The following is a 17,826-nucleotide window of genomic DNA, read 5'->3' as shown; positions in this document are numbered from 1 at the left end:
TGCTCAATGCAGCCTGCGGCCCATGATGGCGCGCGTCAGCGCGGCCGTCGGCTCGGCAGGAGCACGCGGCCCCACCCGCAGCGTGAACTCCACCTCTCCGAGCGCCGGAAGCCCGAGCCGGTTCGTCACCGTGACGAGGTCGTCGGGGATGAGCGATCGTGGGAACGGAGCGACCCCGAGACCTGCCCGCACAGCGGCGAGGACGCCGTTGACCTCGCGCGTGTTGCACGTGATCCGCCAGACGCGCCCCGCGGCCTCGAGCGCATCGATCGCCATGCGGCGGCTGACGCTCGGGTCCTGATAGGCGATGAGCGGCACCGGCGCATCCGGCGCGAGCTCGGTGCGCGCGAGCCCCATCCAGACGAGGGCGTCGCTGCTGACCCGGTCGCCCTCGCCCTCGCCCTGCGCCTGCTTGATGAAGATGAGATCGAGCTGTCCCGCCTTCAGCCGGCGATCCAGGGGCGTTGACTGCCCGACGGTCAGCTCCAGGTTGATCTGCGGATATGCCTGACGGAAGTCGCGCAGGATGCTGGGCAGCTGCGTGATCGCGAGATCGTCGGCGACGCCGAACCGCAGCCGGCCGCGCATGGCCGTGCCCGCGAAGTAGGTGTCGGCGGCGGCGTGCGCCGCGAGGATCGTGCGCGCGAAGCCGAGCATCGCATCCCCGTTGTCGGTGAGCCGCAGCCGCCTGGTGTCGCGATCGACGAGGTTGCGGCGGGCCGCCGCCTCGAGGCGCTGCACGTGCTGGCTGACCGTGGGCTGGCTGAGGCCGACGCGCTCCGCGGCACGGGTGAAGCTGCCCGTCTCGGCGACGGCGACGAAGGTGGCGAGCAGCTCGGGGTCGAACATGACCCCAGCCTATTGGGATAGCCAATGGGAGTTATAGGCCCAATTGGTCGCGCGAATGGATGCCGCGCCTTTAGCGTGGACCCGCATCCACCGCCGACTGCATACGGAACTCCTGTGACATCGACCGACGAATCGCTGCAGACCACTCCCATCCCCGTCATGACCACGCGCCCGCGCTGGCGCGACACCTTCGTCTCGCTCCGAGTCGCGAACTACCGGCTCTACGCCGGCGGGCAGATCGTCGCCACCACGGCGCTGGGCATGCAGCGCGTGACCCAGGACTGGCTCGTGCTGCAGCTGTCCGGAAGCGTTGCGGCCGTCGGGATCACGGTCGCGATGCAGTTCGCGCCGATGCTCCTGTTCGGCCTGCTGGGCGGGGTCATCGCGGATCGGTACTCCAAGCGGCTGCTGCTGATGATCACGCAGACGACGGCGGCTCTGATCTCTGCCGTCCTCGCGGTGCTCGTGCTGTCCGGCACGGTGCAGGTGTGGCACATCTGGGCGCTGGCGCTGCTCGGCGGATTCGTCACCGTCGTCGACAACCCGGCGCGTCAGGTCTTCGTCAACGAGATCGTCGGGCCCAAGCTCCTGCGCAATGCGATCAGCCTCAACTCCTCGACCTTCCAGCTCGGTGCGCTGATCGGGCCGGCGATCGGCGGGCTCGCGATCACCGCCGTCGGAAGCGGCTGGGCGTTCGCGATCAACGCGGCGGCCTGCGCACTCGTGGTGCTCTCGCTGGCGCTGATGGATGCCTCGACCCTGCACCACACGCCGGTGCGGCCGCGGGCGAAGGGGCAGCTGACGGAGGGTCTGCGCTACGTGGGCCGCAAGCCGGCGATCCTTTTCACCATCGTGATGCTCGGCGCCGTGGCGTTCTTCGCGTACACGATGCCCGTGCTGCTCGCCGCCTACGCGAACGACGTCTTCAAGGTCGGCGCCGCAGGCTACGGGCTCTTCAACGCGCTCGTCGCCGTCGGCGCACTGACCGGCGCCGTGCTCTCCACGCGCCGGCTCTCGGTCAGCCTGCGGCTCGTGGTCGGGGGTGCGGCCGTCCTCGGCGTCGTGCAGGCGACGACCGCGCTCGCCCCGGGGCTCGTGGTCTTCGCCCTCCTCATCACGGCCGGCGGGGCGGCGAGCCTGCTGTTCCTCACGAGCGCGAACTCGCTCGTGCAGCAGTCGACGAACCTCGGCGTCCGCGGACGCGTGATGGCGCTCTACATCCTCGTGCAGCTCGGCGGGCAGGCCCTCGGTGGCCCGCTGATGGGATTCATCGTGGAGCGCGTCGGACCGGAGGCCGGGATGGCCGTGTCCGGGATCGTGCCGCTCGCCGCCGCCCTCGCGATCGCGATCGTGGTGATGATGCGGGGCCACCTGCGCCTCACGCTGTGCCGAGACGGCCGACTGCCATCGCTGCGGCTCGTGGCTCCCGCGACAGACTCCACCTGCGCGCGCTGACGATCGCTCAGGCGGGCGTCGCGCCCGCGTGGTCGGCCAGGTGCGCGCGATACGTCTCGGCGTTGCGGACCAATGCGGCGCGCTCGTCCTCGCTCAGCTCCCGACGCACCTTCGCGGGGACGCCGGCGACGAGCGAGCCGGGCGGGATGACCGATCCCTCCAGCACGACCGCTCCCCCGGCGACCAGGGAGCCGGCGCCGATCACCGCGCCGTTGAGGACGACGGCGCCCATGCCGACGAGCGAGCCGTCCTCGATCGTGCAGCCGTGCACGACGGCATTGTGCCCGACCGACACGTTCTCGCCGATGACGACGGGCTTGCCGCGGTCGACATGCACCGACACGTTGTCCTGCAGGTTGCTGCCCGCCCCGACCGTGATCGAGTCGCCGTCCGCCCGCAGCACCGCGTTGTACCAGACGCTGGATCCCTCGGCCATGCGCACGTCTCCGATCACCCGCGCCCCGGCGGCGAGGAAGGCGGAAGGAGCGATGACGGGCGTCTTGCCCGACACCGAGAGGACCGAGGCACCGTCGGCGATCGTCATGACCCGACTCTCTCACGAACGTCCACGCCGGCGGTGCGGGGTGCGCCGACATTCCTTGCGGAATTCGCCGCGCTCAGTAGCGTTGACACGACACAGGACGAAACCGATGGGAGAAGCGCATGAGCCAGACCGAGACCACCCCCGCAGCAGCCGTCGACCCCGCCGTGGCCACCGGCTCGGCGCAGTTCCTCGCACCGGTCGTGATCGGCATGGAGGCGCTCGTCGTCAACGGCAAGCAGGCGCACTGGAATGTGCGAGGAGCGAACTTCATCGCCATCCACGAACTGCTCGACAGTCTCGTCACGCACGCTCAGGGCTGGGCGGATGAGGCGGCGGAGCGGATCGTCGCCCTCGGGCTCCCCGTCGACGCGCGCCTGTCCACGGTCGCCGCGAAGGCGAAGCCCAGCGCCGTCGGCGGCGGGTTCGCGCAGTGGGACGACATGATCCGGGCGGTCATCGACGACATCGACGTCGTGCTCGCCGACCTGCAGGCCGCCATCGACGGGCTCGACGAGATCGACCTCACGAGCCAGGATGTGGCGATCGGCATCAAGCAGGGGCTCGAGAAGGACCGCTGGTTCCTCTTCGCCCACCTGGCCGAATAGCGCGAATCCGGCTCGCTCGAGCCGGGATCGCCGCGTCAGGAGACGGCGGCGATCCCCTTTGCGAGGAAGATGACGCCGATCACGAGGAACAGGACCACGAGCACGGTCTGACCGTGATCGGAGAGCCAGCCGTGCAGGCGGCGCAGCGGCGCCTCGGATCGTTCGGGATCGACGATGGCCACCCCGACGGGAACGGTGATCGAGCTCGTGCACAGCACGATGAAGATGACCGCCACCGCGATCTGATCGGCGGCGGACATGCCCGACCCGGCGATCCCCGCGCTGAACGACGCGATCGCCAGCAGGTGCGTCGGACTCAGGATCGACACCGCGAGGCCGAGTCCGAGCGCCGACAGCGGGGTGAGACGCTCGATCATGCGATTGAGGCGCTCGGGATGCCGCTCGGCGCCCGGGCGCGGACGGGCCCTCCACGCCACAGCCGACAGCGCGATCATGGCGATGCCCACGAGGAGATCGAGGAGTGCGCCGCCGTTCTTCGAGGCCGTCGACGAGAGCATGGCGCTCGCCAGGGTCGCGCCCAGGGTGAAGGCGGCGACGCAGACGGTGATGCCCACGACCCACCCCAGCGCGTAAGCGCCCGCGACCGAACGGGCCCGACTCGAGAAGAGCATCAGAGTCGCCGCCATGATGCGCGTCGGGCTGAACCAGACGATGAGCGCGAGCGGAAGCGAGTAGACGATCACCGGGAGCATGTCACGCCCCGTGGGTGAGCCGACCGGCGACGAGCGTCGCGGAGACGCGCATCCTGCGCAGCGCCGGCTCGTCCGCCGTGAGCGGATCCGCATCGCAGAGCGCCAGGTCCGCCACGGCGCCCGGCGACAGGGCGTCCGGGGCCGCCGAACCCGCGTGCGTGGACGCGGCGAGGGCGGTCGCCGCATCCACCGCCTCCTCTGGATGCCACGCGGGGCGGTCGTCGCGTGTCCGGTACACCGCCGCCGCCATCGCGGCCCACGGGTCGAGCGGTGACACCGGCGCGTCGGAGCCGAACACGAGTGCCGCGCCCGCGTCGACGAACGACTGGAGCGGGTACGCGAGCGAGGTCTGACCGGCCCACAGGACGTCCGCCATCTCGCGGTCGTCCAGGGCGTGGGCCGGCTGGATGCTCGCGGCGATGCCGAGGCGGGCGAAGCGCGGGATGTCGGCATGGGCGACCAGCTGGGCGTGCTCGATCGTCCCCCACGCGCCCGTGGCGGCGAAGGCGTCGAGGGCGTGCGAGTTCGCCACATCGCCGATCGCGTGGACCGCGCAGCGCAGACCGGCGGCCGTCGCCTCGGTCAGCAGCCCGACGAGCTCGCCGGGGTGGACGGTGAGGACGCCATGGTTCGCGGCATCATCCGGGTACGCGTTGCGGGCCGCCGCTGTGCGGGTGCCGAGGGATCCGTCGGTGATGACCTTCAGCGGTCCGACCCGCACGAGGTCGGAGCCCGACCCCCGCACGGGGTCGCCGGTGCGCAGACCCTCGGCGATCGCGCGCGGGAGCAGGTCGGGGTACACGCCGAACTCCACGCGCAGCGTGTCGAAGCCCCCGGCGAGCCGCCGGGCCCACGACTCCTCGTTCCAGGCCATGTCGAGGTCGACGATCCCGACGATGCCGCGGGTGGCCGCATCCTTCGCCATCCGAGCGACGAGGCGGTCGGCGACCTCGGGCTCGACCGCGTTGAGCAGCTTGGACACGGCGAAGGCCGGCTCTTCGCGCAGGATGCCGTCGGCGCCCGTCGCGACGCCCTCGCGGCGCTGCGCCGCGGAGTTCAGCCACATGCTGTGCGCATCGGCGTTCAGCAGATACGTCGGGGTGTCGCCGGTGAGCTCGTCGAGCAGCGCCACGGTGGGCGGCTCGTGCCACAGCGCGTCGCGGTAGCCGGCGCCCACGCGCCTCCCGTCCGGAAGGACCGGGGATGCCGCCACCCGCCGCGCCGCGTCGGCCGGAGAGACTGTGCCATCGAGGTCCGCGCGCTGCGCGGCCAGTGCCCACTGCGTGGTGTGCACGTGGTGGTCCCACAGCCCGGGGATGAGGAATCGGCCGTCGGCGTCGATCGTGTCGCCGCGAGGGCGCAAGGCCCCGACGGGCGCGATGTCGACGATGATCCCGTCGTCGAGGAACACATCGAACGGCCCCGCGTCCGGCAGCAGCTCGGTTCCCGGCCCGCGAAGATGCGCGCCGCGGATCGTCGCGGTCATGAGTTCCGGGCCGCGGCCATGGCGTCGTGCGCTCGTCGCATCTCGGCCGCGAGCGCGGGGTTCGAGTACGGACCCGTGCCCTCGAGCTCGAGGATCACCGACTCGACGACCTCGGGCGTCTTGTTCTGGCTGAGCTTGCGCTTCGCGACGACCTTCGTCGGGGTCAGCCGGAATCCGATCGTGCCCTTCTCGAGGCGCTCCACGTACGCGGCGTCGTTCGGCCGTTCCCACAGGAGGCGGGGGTCGTCCCGCGGCGACTCGAAGTGGGCCACCAGTCGGTCGAGCACCTGGAGGTTCTCCTCGGTCGTGAGCAGCTCGGGGACGCCCGACAGATGCACGGACGCGAAGTTCCACGTCGGGACGCCGGCGGCATCGCCGTACCAGCCGGGAGAGACGTAGCCGTGCGGGCCTTGGAAGATCACCATGAGCTCCCGCTCGCCGAGGCCGTGGAGCAGGTCGTCCGGCCGGCCGACGTGTCCGACGATCGTGAGGTCGTCGCGGCCGTCGTCGAGGAGCACGGCGTAGTGCGATGCGACGAGTCCGTCGGGCGCGGCGCTCACGAGAGTGGCCCACGGGTTGCGGGCGATGAGGCGACGCAGCTCGCCGACATCCGTCATCGCGAAGCTCGGATTCTGACGCATGATGTCAGGCTATTCCTGACACGAGGGGCACCAGTACAGCTTGCGGGCGCCCATCTCCTCGAGCACGATCGAGGTGCCGCACGTGCGGCACGGGAGTCCGGCGCGGCGATAGACCCAGTGGCGGTCGTCGCGGCTCGCCATCGCCTTGCGCCAGTCCTCGGGCGAGAGCTCGTCCATCGTCATCATCTGGCCGGTCTCCACGCCGATGCGCAGCAGGCGCGACCAGTCGCGCCACAGCTGCCGCACGGTCTCCTCGGGCACGTCCCTGCCCGGCGTGTGCGGGTCGAGGCGCGCGCGGTAGAGCAGCTCGGCACGGTAGACGTTGCCGATGCCGCTGACGACGCTCTGGTCCATCAGGAGGAGGCCGATGGGCGTCGGCTTGCGCCGCACGACCTGCGTGAAGCGCTCCTCCCCCTCTTCGGGATCGTCGACGAGGGGGTCGGGTCCGAGCTTGGCGATCGTCGCGACGACCTCGTCGGGCGTCTGGAGCTCGCAGGCCGTGGGTCCGCGCAGGTCGGCGCACGTGCTCTCGGTGAGGAGGCGCAGGCGCACCTGCCCGACGACGGGCGGAGGCCAGTCCTCGCCCTCGTCGGCGAGTCCGGTGGTCTGCTCGGACATGCGCACATGCACGCGGGCGCGGCGCGGCGCGCCGATGGAGGACAGTGAGTTCTCGCCCGCGGCATCCATGATGGCGTCGTCGTGGTCGTCCGCGTTCAGGACGGTACCGCGCTGATTCGTCTGGCCCATGCGGCCGTTGGCCGAGGCGATCGTGGGATCGACGATGATCTCGCCGGCGAAGTCCCATGCCCCGTACATGCCCAGGTGCACGCGCAGCCAGACGTCGCCCTCGAACTCGAGGAACATCTGCTTGCCGACCGCGCGCACCGACTCGGCCTCGCGGCCGTCCAGGGTGGCCGCGCCCTCGACGAACCGACCCTGGGGACTGGATGCCGACACACGCCGGCCCACGAAGTTGCGGTCGAACTGCCGGGCGATGCGATGGACGGAATGCCCCTCGGGCATCAGCCGGCCTCGGGGTCGAAGCCGCTCTCGTCGTCTGCGATGACGTTCGGGGCGACCGCACGCGGGTCGGGCTCGAGCGAGCCGTCGGTCTCGAAGGCCGCGATCTGGCCGATGCGCCGGATGTGGCGCTCCTCGTCGCTGAACGGGGTGGCGATGAACGTGTCGATGAATGACAGCGCCTCCTCGAGCGTGTGCTGGCGCGCGCCGATGGCGATGACGTTCGCGTCGTTGTGCTGGCGGGCGAGCTCGGCCGTCGACTGGTTCCACACGAGAGCCGCACGGATGCCGCGCACCTTGTTCGCGGCGATCTGCTCGCCGTTGCCCGAGCCGCCGAAGACGACTCCGAGCGCGTCCATGCCCGCGGACTGGTCGGCGATCACGGCTTGCGCCGCTCGGATGCAGAAGGCGGGGTAGTCATCCAGCGCGTCGTACTCGATCGGACCGTGGTCGATGACCTCATGCCCCTGATCGGCGAGGTGGCGCTGCAGCTGGGTGGAGAACTCGAGGCCGGCGTGATCGGTCGCGATGTGGATGCGCATGCGTCAATCCTAGAGAGGAGCCGATTCGGCCGGGCGACGATATGATGATTTCATCATGCCATTCAGTCAGCGTCAGCGTCCGCTCTACGAGGTCAAGGCGGGACTCTTCAAAGGCCTCGCGCACCCCTTCCGCATCCGCATCCTCGAGCTTCTGTCGGCATCCCCCGAAGTGAGCGTCGCGGAGCTGCAGGACGAGACGGGCCTGGAGGCCTCCCATCTCTCCCAGCACCTGGCGGTGCTCCGCCGGCATCGCCTGGTCGAGTCCGAGAGGCGGGCGAGCCACGTGTACTACCGGCTCGCGGATCCGCGGGTCGCCGAGCTGCTGGCCGTGGCGCGCGCGCTGCTGCTCGGCATCCTGCAGTCCGACGGTGCACGCCTCGACGACGCCCTCGCACTCCCCGCCCTGCCGCCCTCCGCATGAGCGGCTCGGTGATGCGCGCCGCGCGCGCCCTGCTGCCGAACCTCGCCGACTACCGCACCGCGCGTCGCACGTGGCGCGGCGACCTGCTGGCCGGACTCACCGTCGGCGTCGTCGCGCTTCCCCTCGCCCTCGGATTCGGCGTGAGCTCCGGCGCGGGCGCGGAGGCGGGACTCGTCACCGCCATCGTCGCGGGACTCGTCGCAGCCGTCTTCGGGGGATCGAACGTGCAGGTCTCCGGACCGACGGGCGCGATGGTCGTCGTGCTCGGGCCCATCGTCGCCGCCCACGGCGTCGGGGCCGTCGCGCTGGTCAGCGTGGCTGCCGGCGTCATCGTGATCGCCGCCGGCGTCCTGCGGCTCGGCCGGCTCGTCTCGTTCATCCCGTGGCCGGTCATCGAGGGCTTCACCCTCGGCATCGCGGTCATCATCTTCCTGCAGCAGGTGCCGCTCCTCACCTCGCCGCATGGCGCGCCCTCCGGCACACGGAGTTCGAACGCGGCCATCGCCGCGATCCAGTCCATCGCGAGCGCCGACTGGCGCTATCTGGCATGGTCGGTCGGCGCCGTCGCCGTGGTGGCGGCCGCCATGCTTCTGGCTCCGCGCGTGCACCGATCCCTGCCCGGCTCCCTCATCGGCATCGTGCTCGTCGCCGTGGCCGCCTCCCTGCTCTCCGCGCCGCTCGCGACCATCGGAGCCCTGCCGGCGACGCTCCCGGCCCCCGCGCTGCCCCGGATGGATGCGGCGACGCTCGTGTCGCTGGCGGCACCGGCCCTCACGGTGGCGGCACTCGCCGCGATCGAGTCGCTACTGTCCGCGCGGGTCGCCGCATCCCTCGCGGACACCGGTCCCTACGATCCGGATCGCGAACTCGTCGGTCAGGGTCTCGCGTCGGTCGCCTCGGGGCTGTTCGGCGGGATGCCGGCCACCGGGGCGATCGCCCGCACGGCGGTGAACATCCGCTCGGGCGGCCGCTCGCGGCTCGCATCGATCACGCACGCAGTCGTCCTGCTGTCGATCGTGCTGTTCGCCGCGGGCCCGGTCGGACGCATCCCGCTCGCCGCGCTCGCCGGGGTGCTCATGGTGACCGCGACCCGCATGGTGCACGCGGGCACGGTCCGCACCATCATGCGATCGACGCGAGCGGATGCCGTGGCCTTCGTCGCGACGGCGATCGTCACCGTCTCGGTGGATCTCATCGTCGCCGTGATCATCGGCGTCGCGTGCGCCGGCGTGTTCGCGCTCCGCGGCCTCGCTCGGTCGACCGGGGTCCACCGGGAGCCCCTGACCGGACCCGCCGCGGCGGGTGACGAGCACATCGCGGTGATCCGCATCGACGGCCCGCTCTTCTTCGCCGCGGCCGATCGGGTGTACGAGACGGTGACCGGTCTCACCGGCGTCTCCGTCGTCGTGCTGCGCATGTCGAAGCTCGAACTGGTCGACGCGACGGGGGCACGCGTGCTCACCGACATCGTCACCGCGCTCGAGCGGCGGGGTGTGACGGTGCTCATCAAAGGCGTGCAGCCGGGGCATGAGGAGCTGTTCCGCACCGTCGGAGTACTCGGCTCCCTGCGCCACCAGAATCATCTCTTCGACGACCTCGACAGCGCCATCGTCCACGCCCGATCGCACGTGCACAGGGCAGCCCTGTCCTAGCCGGTGCCGGGCGCGTCCACGGCGCGGACCGACAGGGCGTGGGGCGATGCCGCGGCGGAGCCCGAAGACCATAGGCTAGAACGGTTGTCGCCGGCGCCACCAGCGCTCGTCCGCGGCATTCCCCCACACGCAACGGGAGCAAGAGCAGTGCCTGGAGAGAACCTCACCCGCATCGAAGCGCAGGAGCGACGCGCCGTCGTCGATCCGTCGACCGAAGGGCTCGAGTACGACGTCGTGCTCGACCTGACCCGGGGCGCCGAGGTGTTCGGTTCGCACACGACCGTCCGCTTCGCCGCCGTGCCCGGCTCGGACACCTTCATCGACCTCATCGCGCGCGAGGTGCGCTCGATCACGCTGAACGGCGCCGCTCTCGACCCGGCCGACGTCTTCGCCGACTCGCGCATCGCGCTGCGCGGCCTGGCCGAGCGCAACGAGCTCGTCGTCGACGCCGACTGCCTGTACACGAACACCGGCGAGGGTCTGCACCGCTTCGTCGACCCGGTCGACGACGAGGTGTACCTCTACTCGCAGTTCGAGGTGCCCGACTCGCGGCGCGTGTTCGCGGTCTTCGAGCAGCCCGACCTCAAGGCCGGCTTCCGGTTCACCGTCACCGCTCCGGAGCCGTGGAAGGTCGTGTCCAACTCCCCGACGCCCGAGCCGAAGAAGCACGGCGACGGATCGGCGACGTGGGCCTTCGAACGCACGCCCCGCATCTCGTCGTACATCACGGCGCTCATCGCCGGTCCGTACGAGGCGACCTTCTCGGAGCTGACGAGCGCGTCGGGACGCGTCATCCCGCTCGGCGTCTACGGCCGCAAGAGCCTGTGGCAGCACCTCGACGCCGACTACATCTTCGAGAAGACCCGCCAGGGCTTCGCGTACTTCGAGGAGAAGTTCGGCGTCGCCTACCCGTTCGCCAAGTACGACCAGCTCTTCGTCCCCGAGTTCAACGCCGGAGCGATGGAGAACGCAGGAGCGGTGACGTTCACCGAGACGTACGTCTTCCGCAGCAAGGTGACGGATGCCGTCAAGGAGCGCCGGGTCGTCACCATCCTCCACGAGCTCGCCCACATGTGGTTCGGCGACCTGGTCACGATGAAGTGGTGGAACGACCTCTGGCTGAACGAGTCGTTCGCGGAGTGGGCATCCACCATCGCCACCGCCGAAGCGACCGAGTGGACCGAGGCGTGGACGACGTTCAACGCGATGGAGAAGACCTGGGCGTACCGTCAGGATCAGCTGCCCTCCACGCATCCCGTCGTCGCGACGATCAACGATCTCGAAGACGTGCAGGTCAACTTCGACGGCATCACGTATGCCAAGGGCGGCTCGGTGCTCAAGCAGCTGGCCGCATGGGTCGGGATCGACGCGTTCTTCGCGGGCGTCGGCGCGTACTTCCGCAAGCACCAGTGGGGCAACACGGAGCTCAGCGACCTGCTCGCCGAGTTGGAGGCGACGAGCGGCCGCGACCTGTCCACCTGGTCGCGCAAGTGGCTCGAGACGGCCGGGGTCAACACGCTCTCGCCCGTGATCGACGAGGCCGGCGACGCTTCGACAGGCTCAGGGACCGTGATCTCGCGGTTCGCGATCGTCCAGACCGCTCCGGCCGACTACCCGACGATCCGTCCGCATCGGCTCGGCGTCGGCTTCTACAGCCTGCGCGGCGACGCCCTCGTGCGGGTGCAGCGCATCGAGATCGACGTCGACGGCGACCGCACCGACGTCGCCGAGCTCAAGGGTATGGTCCGGCCCGACCTCGTGCTCCTGAACGACGACGACCTCGCGTACGCGAAGATCCGCCTCGACGACCGCTCGCTCAAGACCGCCATCGCGCACCTCGCCAAGATCTCGAACCCGCTCGCGCGCTCGCTGGTCTGGGGGGCGGCGTGGGATCAGACGAGGGATGCCGAGTCCGCTGCCAGCGACTACATCGACCTCGTGCTGCGCAACATCGGCAGCGAGACCGAGTCCACGACGGTGCGCACGACCCTGGGCCAGCTCCTGCTGGCGGCGAGCTCGTACGTCGCGCCGGAGCGGCGCGAGGCGACCCGTGCGGCCGTCGCCGAGCGCCTGTGGGAGCTCGCCACGGCGGCGGGGGCCGGCAGCGACAGCCAGCTGCAGCTGGTGACGTCGTTCGCGGCATCCGCATCCACCCCCGCGCAGTGGGACCGCGTGCGCCGCGTGCGCGAGGGCGAGCTGACGTTCGACGGACTCGAGATCGACACCGACCTGTCCTGGCAGCTGCTCGTCTCCCTGGCCGCGGGCGGGCTCGTGAGCGCGGACGAGATCGACGCGGCGCTCGCCGAGGACAACACGGCCAAGGGCGGCGAGTTCGCCGCGCAGGCGAAGGCCGCCCTCCCGACGCTCGAGGCGAAACGCGCCGCGTGGGCGAGCCTCGTCGACAACGACGAGCTGCCGAACACGGTGGTCCGCTCGGCTGCGCTCGGGTTCGTGAACCCGGCATCGCGCGACCTGCTCGCCGAGTTCGTCCAGCCCTACTTCGACATGCTGCTGCCGGTGTGGGAGTCGCGCACCTACCAGATCGCGCAGTACCTCATCACCGGGCTCTACCCTGCCGCCCTCGCCAACGTCGCCCTCCGCGACGCGACGCGCTCGTGGCTGACCGCGCACAAGGACGCTCCGGCGGCCCTGCGCCGCCTCGTCGGCGAGAACCTGGCCGGCGTGGAGCGCGCGCTCTCGGTGCAGGAGCGCGACGCCCAGTGACGCATGACGGATGCCTCGCCCTGCCCGGGCGAGGCATCCGTCGTCTGCGCTGACTCCGAGGGCCGATCGTTAGGCTGGACCCGATGCGTCTTCTTCCCTTCATCAGCACGCCGGCAATCACCGACCCGACCTTCTGGGACCAGATCTGGCAGGTCCTGTTGAACGTCGGTGTGAACCTCGCCGCGGTGATCGGCATCATCGTCGGAACGCTCATCATCGTCTGGATCCTGCACGTCGTCATCCGGCGCGTCGTCAGCCGCATCGTCAACGGTGCCAAGTCCAAGGCGAACGTCGACGACACCCAGGCGCTCGAGCGCTCGCCGCTCGCATCGGTCCGCCTCGTCCAGCGCACGCGCACGCTGGGGTCGATCCTCAAGAACATCGTGAATGTGGCGGCCGTGATCGTCGCGCTCCTGCTGACCGTGAACATCCTCGCGCCGAACGCGCTCGGGTCTCTCACGCTTCTCACGGCCGCGATCGGCGCCGGTCTCGGCTTCGGCGCGCAGAACATCGTCAAGGACGTCCTCAACGGCATCTTCATCGTCGCGGAGGACCAGATCGGCATCGGCGACGTCGTGGACGTGGGCCTCGCGACGGGCATCGTGGAGTCGGTGAGCGTGCGCATCACGCAGGTGCGCGACGTCAACGGCACGCTCTGGTACGTGCGCAACGGCGAGATCCTGCGCATCGGCAACATGTCGCTCGGCTGGTCGCGGGTGATCGTCGACCTGGCGGTGCCGGTGGATGCCGACATCGACGACGTCGAGAAGACGATGCTGGATGCGGCGCGGTCCATCGCGAAGGATCCCAAGTGGCGCACGCGCGTCATCGAGGAGCCCGAGATCTGGGGCCTCGAATCGGTGACCGGCGATGCGCTCGTCATCCGTCTCGTCATGAAGACGCGGGCCGGCGCCAAGGACGATGTCGCCCGCGAGCTCCGGATGCGTCTGAAGCACGCCATCGACGAGCTGGGGCTGAAGCTGCCGCAGCTGAACTCCATCACCCTCTCGGGCTTCGAGGCGGCGAGCCGCGTGCGCGGGGCCAACCCGCCGAAGACCAAACCCGTCGCGGTGACGGGCGCGGGAAAGCCCGAGGACGTCGTATGGAAGGCGAAGCGCACCCCGCCGCCCAAGAGCACGGCGAAGAAGAAGCCACCCGAGGAGGACGCGACGACATGACGGAAGACTCCGCACCCCCCGCCGTCTCGCCCCGGCCCAGGGAGCCGATCACGTTCTACGAGGAGGTGGGCGGCCACGACACCTTCGTACGCCTGGTCGACACGTTCTACGCGGGTGTCGCGGAGGACGAGGTCCTGCGGCCCATGTATCCCGAGGAGGACCTCGGGCCGGCCGCACATCGTCTGACGATGTTCCTCGAGCAGTACTGGGGCGGCCCCACGACCTACAGCGAGCAGCGCGGCCACCCGCGTCTGCGCATGCGGCACATGCCCTTCCATGTCGACCCCGACGCCCGCGACCGGTGGCTCGGGCACATGCGGCACGCCGTCGACGAGCTCGACCTCGCTCCCCTCCACGAGACGACGCTGTGGGATTATCTGCAGCGCGCCGCTTTCGCCATGGTCAACACCTTCGAAGGACCCGCCCGATGACAACCACCTCCTACTCCGCCGACGTGCTCGTGATCGGCTGGGGCCTCGCAGGGCTGGTCGCCGCGGGCGAGGCCGTAGCCGCGGGCAAGACCGTGGTCATCGTCGACCAGGAGCCGCGGACCAACCTCGGCGGGCAGGCCTGGTGGTCGTTCGGCGGCCTCTTCTTCGTCGACTCGCCCGAGCAGCGCCGCATGGGCATCCGCGACTCGTACGAACTCGCCCGGCAGGACTGGTTCGCCACGGCGGGATTCGACCGGGATGACGACCGCTGGCCGAAGGCATGGGCGGAGGCGTACCTCGCCTTCGCGAGCGGCGAGAAGCGGTCGTGGCTGCGGCAGAAGGGCGTCGGGTTCTTCCCCGTCGTCGGGTGGGCCGAGCGCGGCGGCTACACGGCCCTCGGGCCGGGCAACTCGGTGCCTCGCTTCCATATCACGTGGGGCACCGGCCCGGGGATCGTCGCCCCCTTCCGCATGGCCGTGGAGGAGGCCGAGCTCAGTGGCCGGCTCACGATCCTCCCGCGGCACCGGGTGACCTCCCTGACGACGGTGGGCGGGACGGTCACCGGGGCCTCCGGGGACGTGCTCTCCCCTTCGGGGGCGGCGCGCGCAGTGGCAAGCTCGCGTGAGGTCGTCGACAGCTTCATCGTCGCGGCGGGCGCGACGATCATCTCCTCGGGCGGCATCGGCGGCAACCACGACCTCGTGCGGCGCAACTGGCCGGCGAGCCTCGGCACGCCGCCCGCCGAGATGGTGACCGGTGTGCCGGCGTATGTGGACGGCTCGATGCAGGACCCGGCGGCCGCCGCCGGTGCCCGCCTCATCAACGGCGACCGGATGTGGCACTACGTCGAGGGCATCCAGAACTGGGATCCGGTGTGGCCGGGCCACGGCATCCGCATCCTGCCCGGTCCCTCGTCGATCTGGCTGGATGCCACCGGCAAGCGCCTGCCCGTGCCGCTCTTCCCCGGCTTCGACACGCTCGGCACGCTGGAGCACCTGCGCACGACCGGGCACGACCACTCCTGGTTCGTGCTGTCGCAGCGCATCGTCGAGAAGGAGTTCACACTCTCCGGCAGCGAGCAGAACCCCGACCTGACCGGCAAGGACGTGCCGCTGCTCATGAAGTCCCGGCTCGGCAAGGGAGCCTCCGGCCCGGTGCAGGCCTTCCTCGACAAAGGTGCGGACTTCGTCGTGCGGGACTCGCTCGACGAGCTGATCGAGGGGATGCGGGCGCTCCCCGGGGGCGACGCGCTCGACGCCGAGCAGGTGCGGCGCGAGGTCGAGGGGCGCGACCGCGAGATGGACAACGACTTCACGAAGGATGCGCAGATCGCGATGCTGCGATCGGCCCGGTCGTACCGCGGTGACAAGCTCATCCGCACGGCGGCGCCGCACCGCATCCTCGATCCGGAGGCCGGTCCGCTCATCGCCGTGAAGCTGCACGTGCTGACGCGCAAGTCGCTGGGCGGCATCGAGACCGACCTGTCGGGTCGGGCCCTCGGCGCCGATGGGCAGCCGGTTCCCGGCCTGTACGCGGCAGGCGAGGCCGCCGGGTTCGGGGGCGGCGGAGTCCACGGGTATCGTGCACTCGAGGGCACGTTCCTGGGCGGCTGCCTCTTCTCCGGACGCGCGGCGGGCCGCGCCGTCGCTGCCGCCCTGTAGCCGGCGGCCCCCGCCGCGGCTCACCGCTGCGATCTGACGACGCTCAGAGCCAGTTGCGCTTCTTGAACACCCGATACAGGCCGAATCCGAACGCGAACATGAGCAGGAGCGCCGCGGGGTAGCCCCACGGAAGGGCGAGTTCGGGCATGTAGTGGAAGTTCATGCCGTAGATGCCGGTGATGAGGCTCGGCGCGAAGATGATCGCCGCCCAGCTGGAGATCTTCTTCGTCTGCACGGTCTGCGCGAGGCTCGCCTCGGTGAGGCGCTGGGTCTCGTCGTTCTGACGCTGCGCGACCAGGGTCGCATTCACCGCGAGGGCATTCTGCAGCGTCTCACGGATCTCTCCCGCCTTCTCCACGACCCGGAGGACATGGTCGAGCACGTCGCGCAGCGACCGGCGCAGCTCGAGGGCGACCTCGTCGTCCTTCCCGCGGTCCTCGAGCTCTGCTCGCACGGCGGTCATCATCTGCACGAGCGGCTTCGTCGCCCGCTGGAACTCCATCACCTCGCCCGACAGGTCGTAGATGCGACGCGGGACCGCCGCATCCCCGGAGAAGAGCTGCTCCTCGATCTCGTCCACATCGTTCTCGAGGCCCTCGAGCACCGGCTCGTAGTCGTCGACCACCTGATCGACGATCGCATAGAACACGCCGAGCGGGCCCCGCGCCAGCAGGTCGGGCGAGGCCTCGAGTCGATGGCGAACCTGACCCAGGTGCGGGGATTCCGCGTGGCGGACGGCGACGATGAAGTTCGCACCCACGAATAGGTGCAGTTCGCCGAACTCGACCTTCTCCGTCTCATCCAGGTAGCGCGCCGGCCGCAGCACTGCGAACAGCGTGTCCCCGTACCGCTCGAGCTTGGCGCGCTGATGGCCGCTGAGCGCATCCTCCACGGCGAGGGCATGCAAGCCGAACTCGTCGGCGACGAGATCGAGTTCGCCGGCATCCGGCCGGTACAGCCCGATCCAGGCGAATCCGCCGTGCTGCTCGAGCGCGTCGAACGTCGCGTCGAGGGTCGGCGGCGTGTCGACGCGCCGACCGTCGACGTAGATCGCGTTGTCGATGACCGTCATCCGTCGAGTCTTCCATCGTCGCGTCGGTGCCGACCGCACGACATGCGCGCGCGACCGGTGCGTCCCCGGCTCGGCCTCAGGCACGCCCCGTCGGACGCACCGCGGTGAGCCCGCTGACCATGGGTCCGCGAACGATCACGTGCCCGCGCGCGAGCGCGATGCGCGTCCAGGGACCGGAGGCGAACACCGGCGCCTGCTCCGATCCTCCGATGAAGCCGAGGGCGAAGGCGGCGAACGCGACGCCGATCGGCAGCCCGAGGAGGGTGTCGTCGGCCTGACCCCACACTTGCGCGCGGACCGCGCGCACCGCATCCTCGCCCGCATCCGTCGGCACCGACTCGGCGACCGCCGCGATGCCCCACTGCGCCCGTGCGGCCAGCTGCGCGGCTGCGATCTCGCCGCGGTGCTCCCATCCGGAGCGCGGGGGCTGGATGCCGGCCCACGCGGGCGCGAGCGCCGTCTCCGGCAGCACCACCACGTTCGCGGAGTCCGGCGCCGGCCGCAGCGCGGACGCCTCGACCACGAGGTCGCATTCGAGCTCCGGATCCACCGCCAGCGCCCGCAGGCCGAGCACCGTGGGCGTCGTGTCGAAGAGCCCGCGCGGCGCAAGCGGAGCCGCGGTCGTGGCCAGCGTGCCGGCGGCTGCGGTGAGGCGCACCGCGCCGTCGCCGAGCCGCGCGGCGCGCCCGGCGAAGGTCAGCAGGTCGGTCGCGGCGAGCGGGTCGGGGAAGAAAAGGCGCTCGGACATCCGCCCTAAACTACCAAGCGTGCGACCGCCTGCGTCGCGAGACGGAGGCTCACGTGACATCGGATGACGGCGAAGCGCCCGCGA

Annotated in this window: 17 protein-coding genes; 8 read left to right on the top strand and 9 right to left on the bottom strand. The window is 70.6% G+C overall.

Going from position 1 to position 17,826, the window contains the following annotated elements; all coding sequences use genetic code 11:
- Positions 1-3 precede the first annotated feature (3 nt).
- On the bottom strand, positions 4-849 hold the full coding sequence (locus SM116_RS08235; RefSeq protein WP_320943959.1) for a LysR substrate-binding domain-containing protein: 846 nt from the start codon (positions 847-849) through the stop codon (positions 4-6).
- A gap of 150 nt (positions 850-999) precedes the next feature.
- Between SM116_RS08235 and SM116_RS08230 the strand changes: the two genes are divergently transcribed.
- Positions 1,000-2,304 (top strand): MFS transporter, encoded by a 1,305-nt coding sequence (locus tag SM116_RS08230; protein WP_430691821.1) that lies wholly within the window; start codon positions 1,000-1,002, stop codon positions 2,302-2,304.
- Positions 2,305-2,311: 7 nt separating this feature from the next.
- On the opposite strand, the gene SM116_RS08225 is transcribed toward SM116_RS08230, so the two are convergent.
- Positions 2,312-2,848 carry a gamma carbonic anhydrase family protein gene (locus SM116_RS08225; protein WP_320943957.1) on the bottom strand — a complete coding sequence of 179 codons (537 nt, stop codon included), beginning with the start codon at positions 2,846-2,848 and terminating at the stop codon, positions 2,312-2,314.
- 119 nt (positions 2,849-2,967) lie between these two features.
- Here SM116_RS08225 and SM116_RS08220 point away from each other — a divergent pair, with 119 nt between their 5' ends.
- Positions 2,968-3,453 carry a Dps family protein gene (locus SM116_RS08220; RefSeq protein ID WP_320943956.1) on the top strand — a complete coding sequence of 162 codons (486 nt, stop codon included), beginning with the start codon at positions 2,968-2,970 and terminating at the stop codon, positions 3,451-3,453.
- A gap of 35 nt (positions 3,454-3,488) precedes the next feature.
- Here the strand turns inward: SM116_RS08220 and SM116_RS08215 are convergent, their stop codons facing one another.
- From SM116_RS08215 to SM116_RS08195, 5 genes are read right to left on the bottom strand one after another with little or no spacing between them, the layout of a single operon-like run.
- Positions 3,489-4,166 (bottom strand): GAP family protein, encoded by a 678-nt coding sequence (locus tag SM116_RS08215; protein WP_320943955.1) that lies wholly within the window; start codon positions 4,164-4,166, stop codon positions 3,489-3,491.
- A gap of 1 nt (position 4,167) precedes the next feature.
- Positions 4,168-5,652: an amidohydrolase gene (locus SM116_RS08210; RefSeq protein ID WP_320943954.1), complete on the bottom strand. Its 1,485-nt coding sequence runs from the start codon at positions 5,650-5,652 to the stop codon at positions 4,168-4,170.
- The gene (locus SM116_RS08205) at positions 5,649-6,293 is read right to left on the bottom strand and encodes an FMN-binding negative transcriptional regulator (RefSeq protein WP_320943953.1); all 645 of its coding nucleotides are present in this window, start codon (positions 6,291-6,293) and stop codon (positions 5,649-5,651) included. The genes SM116_RS08210 and SM116_RS08205 overlap by 4 nt, the downstream gene beginning before the upstream one ends.
- A 9-nt stretch (positions 6,294-6,302) precedes the next feature.
- Positions 6,303-7,316, bottom strand: a complete 1,014-nt coding sequence (locus SM116_RS08200; protein ID WP_320943952.1) for an Fpg/Nei family DNA glycosylase — start codon at positions 7,314-7,316, stop codon at positions 6,303-6,305.
- A complete protein-coding gene (locus SM116_RS08195) occupies positions 7,316-7,855 on the bottom strand; it encodes a ribose-5-phosphate isomerase (protein ID WP_320943951.1) in 540 nt (179 codons plus the stop codon). The genes SM116_RS08200 and SM116_RS08195 overlap by 1 nt, the downstream gene beginning before the upstream one ends.
- A 55-nt stretch (positions 7,856-7,910) precedes the next feature.
- Between SM116_RS08195 and SM116_RS08190 the strand changes: the two genes are divergently transcribed.
- The 6 genes from SM116_RS08190 (at position 7,911) to SM116_RS08165 (ending at position 15,922) form a co-directional block, all read left to right on the top strand.
- Entirely contained in the window at positions 7,911-8,276 is a 366-nt protein-coding gene (locus SM116_RS08190) for an ArsR/SmtB family transcription factor (protein WP_320943950.1), read from the top strand.
- A gap of 11 nt (positions 8,277-8,287) precedes the next feature.
- The gene (locus SM116_RS08185) at positions 8,288-9,928 is read left to right on the top strand and encodes a SulP family inorganic anion transporter (protein ID WP_320943949.1); all 1,641 of its coding nucleotides are present in this window, start codon (positions 8,288-8,290) and stop codon (positions 9,926-9,928) included.
- A gap of 147 nt (positions 9,929-10,075) precedes the next feature.
- Complete coding sequence (gene pepN / locus SM116_RS08180; protein WP_320943948.1) at positions 10,076-12,652, top strand: aminopeptidase N; 2,577 nt, start codon at positions 10,076-10,078, stop codon at positions 12,650-12,652.
- Positions 12,653-12,735: 83 nt separating this feature from the next.
- Positions 12,736-13,830, top strand: a complete 1,095-nt coding sequence (locus SM116_RS08175) for a mechanosensitive ion channel family protein (protein ID WP_320943947.1) — start codon at positions 12,736-12,738, stop codon at positions 13,828-13,830.
- On the top strand, positions 13,827-14,261 hold the full coding sequence (locus tag SM116_RS08170; RefSeq protein ID WP_320943946.1) for a globin: 435 nt from the start codon (positions 13,827-13,829) through the stop codon (positions 14,259-14,261). The genes SM116_RS08175 and SM116_RS08170 overlap by 4 nt, the downstream gene beginning before the upstream one ends.
- Complete coding sequence (locus SM116_RS08165) at positions 14,258-15,922, top strand: FAD-binding dehydrogenase (protein ID WP_320943945.1); 1,665 nt, start codon at positions 14,258-14,260, stop codon at positions 15,920-15,922. Before SM116_RS08170 ends, SM116_RS08165 begins: the two co-directional genes overlap by 4 nt.
- 43 nt (positions 15,923-15,965) lie before the next feature.
- Here SM116_RS08165 and SM116_RS08160 read toward each other — a convergent pair whose 3' ends face one another.
- Both SM116_RS08160 and SM116_RS08155 read right to left on the bottom strand, forming a co-directional pair.
- The gene (locus tag SM116_RS08160) at positions 15,966-16,994 is read right to left on the bottom strand and encodes a magnesium and cobalt transport protein CorA (protein ID WP_320943944.1); all 1,029 of its coding nucleotides are present in this window, start codon (positions 16,992-16,994) and stop codon (positions 15,966-15,968) included.
- A 76-nt stretch (positions 16,995-17,070) separates the two neighbouring features.
- Positions 17,071-17,742 carry a DUF8185 domain-containing protein gene (locus SM116_RS08155; RefSeq protein ID WP_320943943.1) on the bottom strand — a complete coding sequence of 224 codons (672 nt, stop codon included), beginning with the start codon at positions 17,740-17,742 and terminating at the stop codon, positions 17,071-17,073.
- Positions 17,743-17,826 lie beyond the last annotated feature (84 nt).

The organism is Microbacterium rhizosphaerae (assembly GCF_034120055.1).
GTDB classification, from domain to species: domain Bacteria; phylum Actinomycetota; class Actinomycetes; order Actinomycetales; family Microbacteriaceae; genus Microbacterium; species Microbacterium rhizosphaerae.
This window is presented reverse-complemented; position numbering and strand designations above follow the sequence as displayed.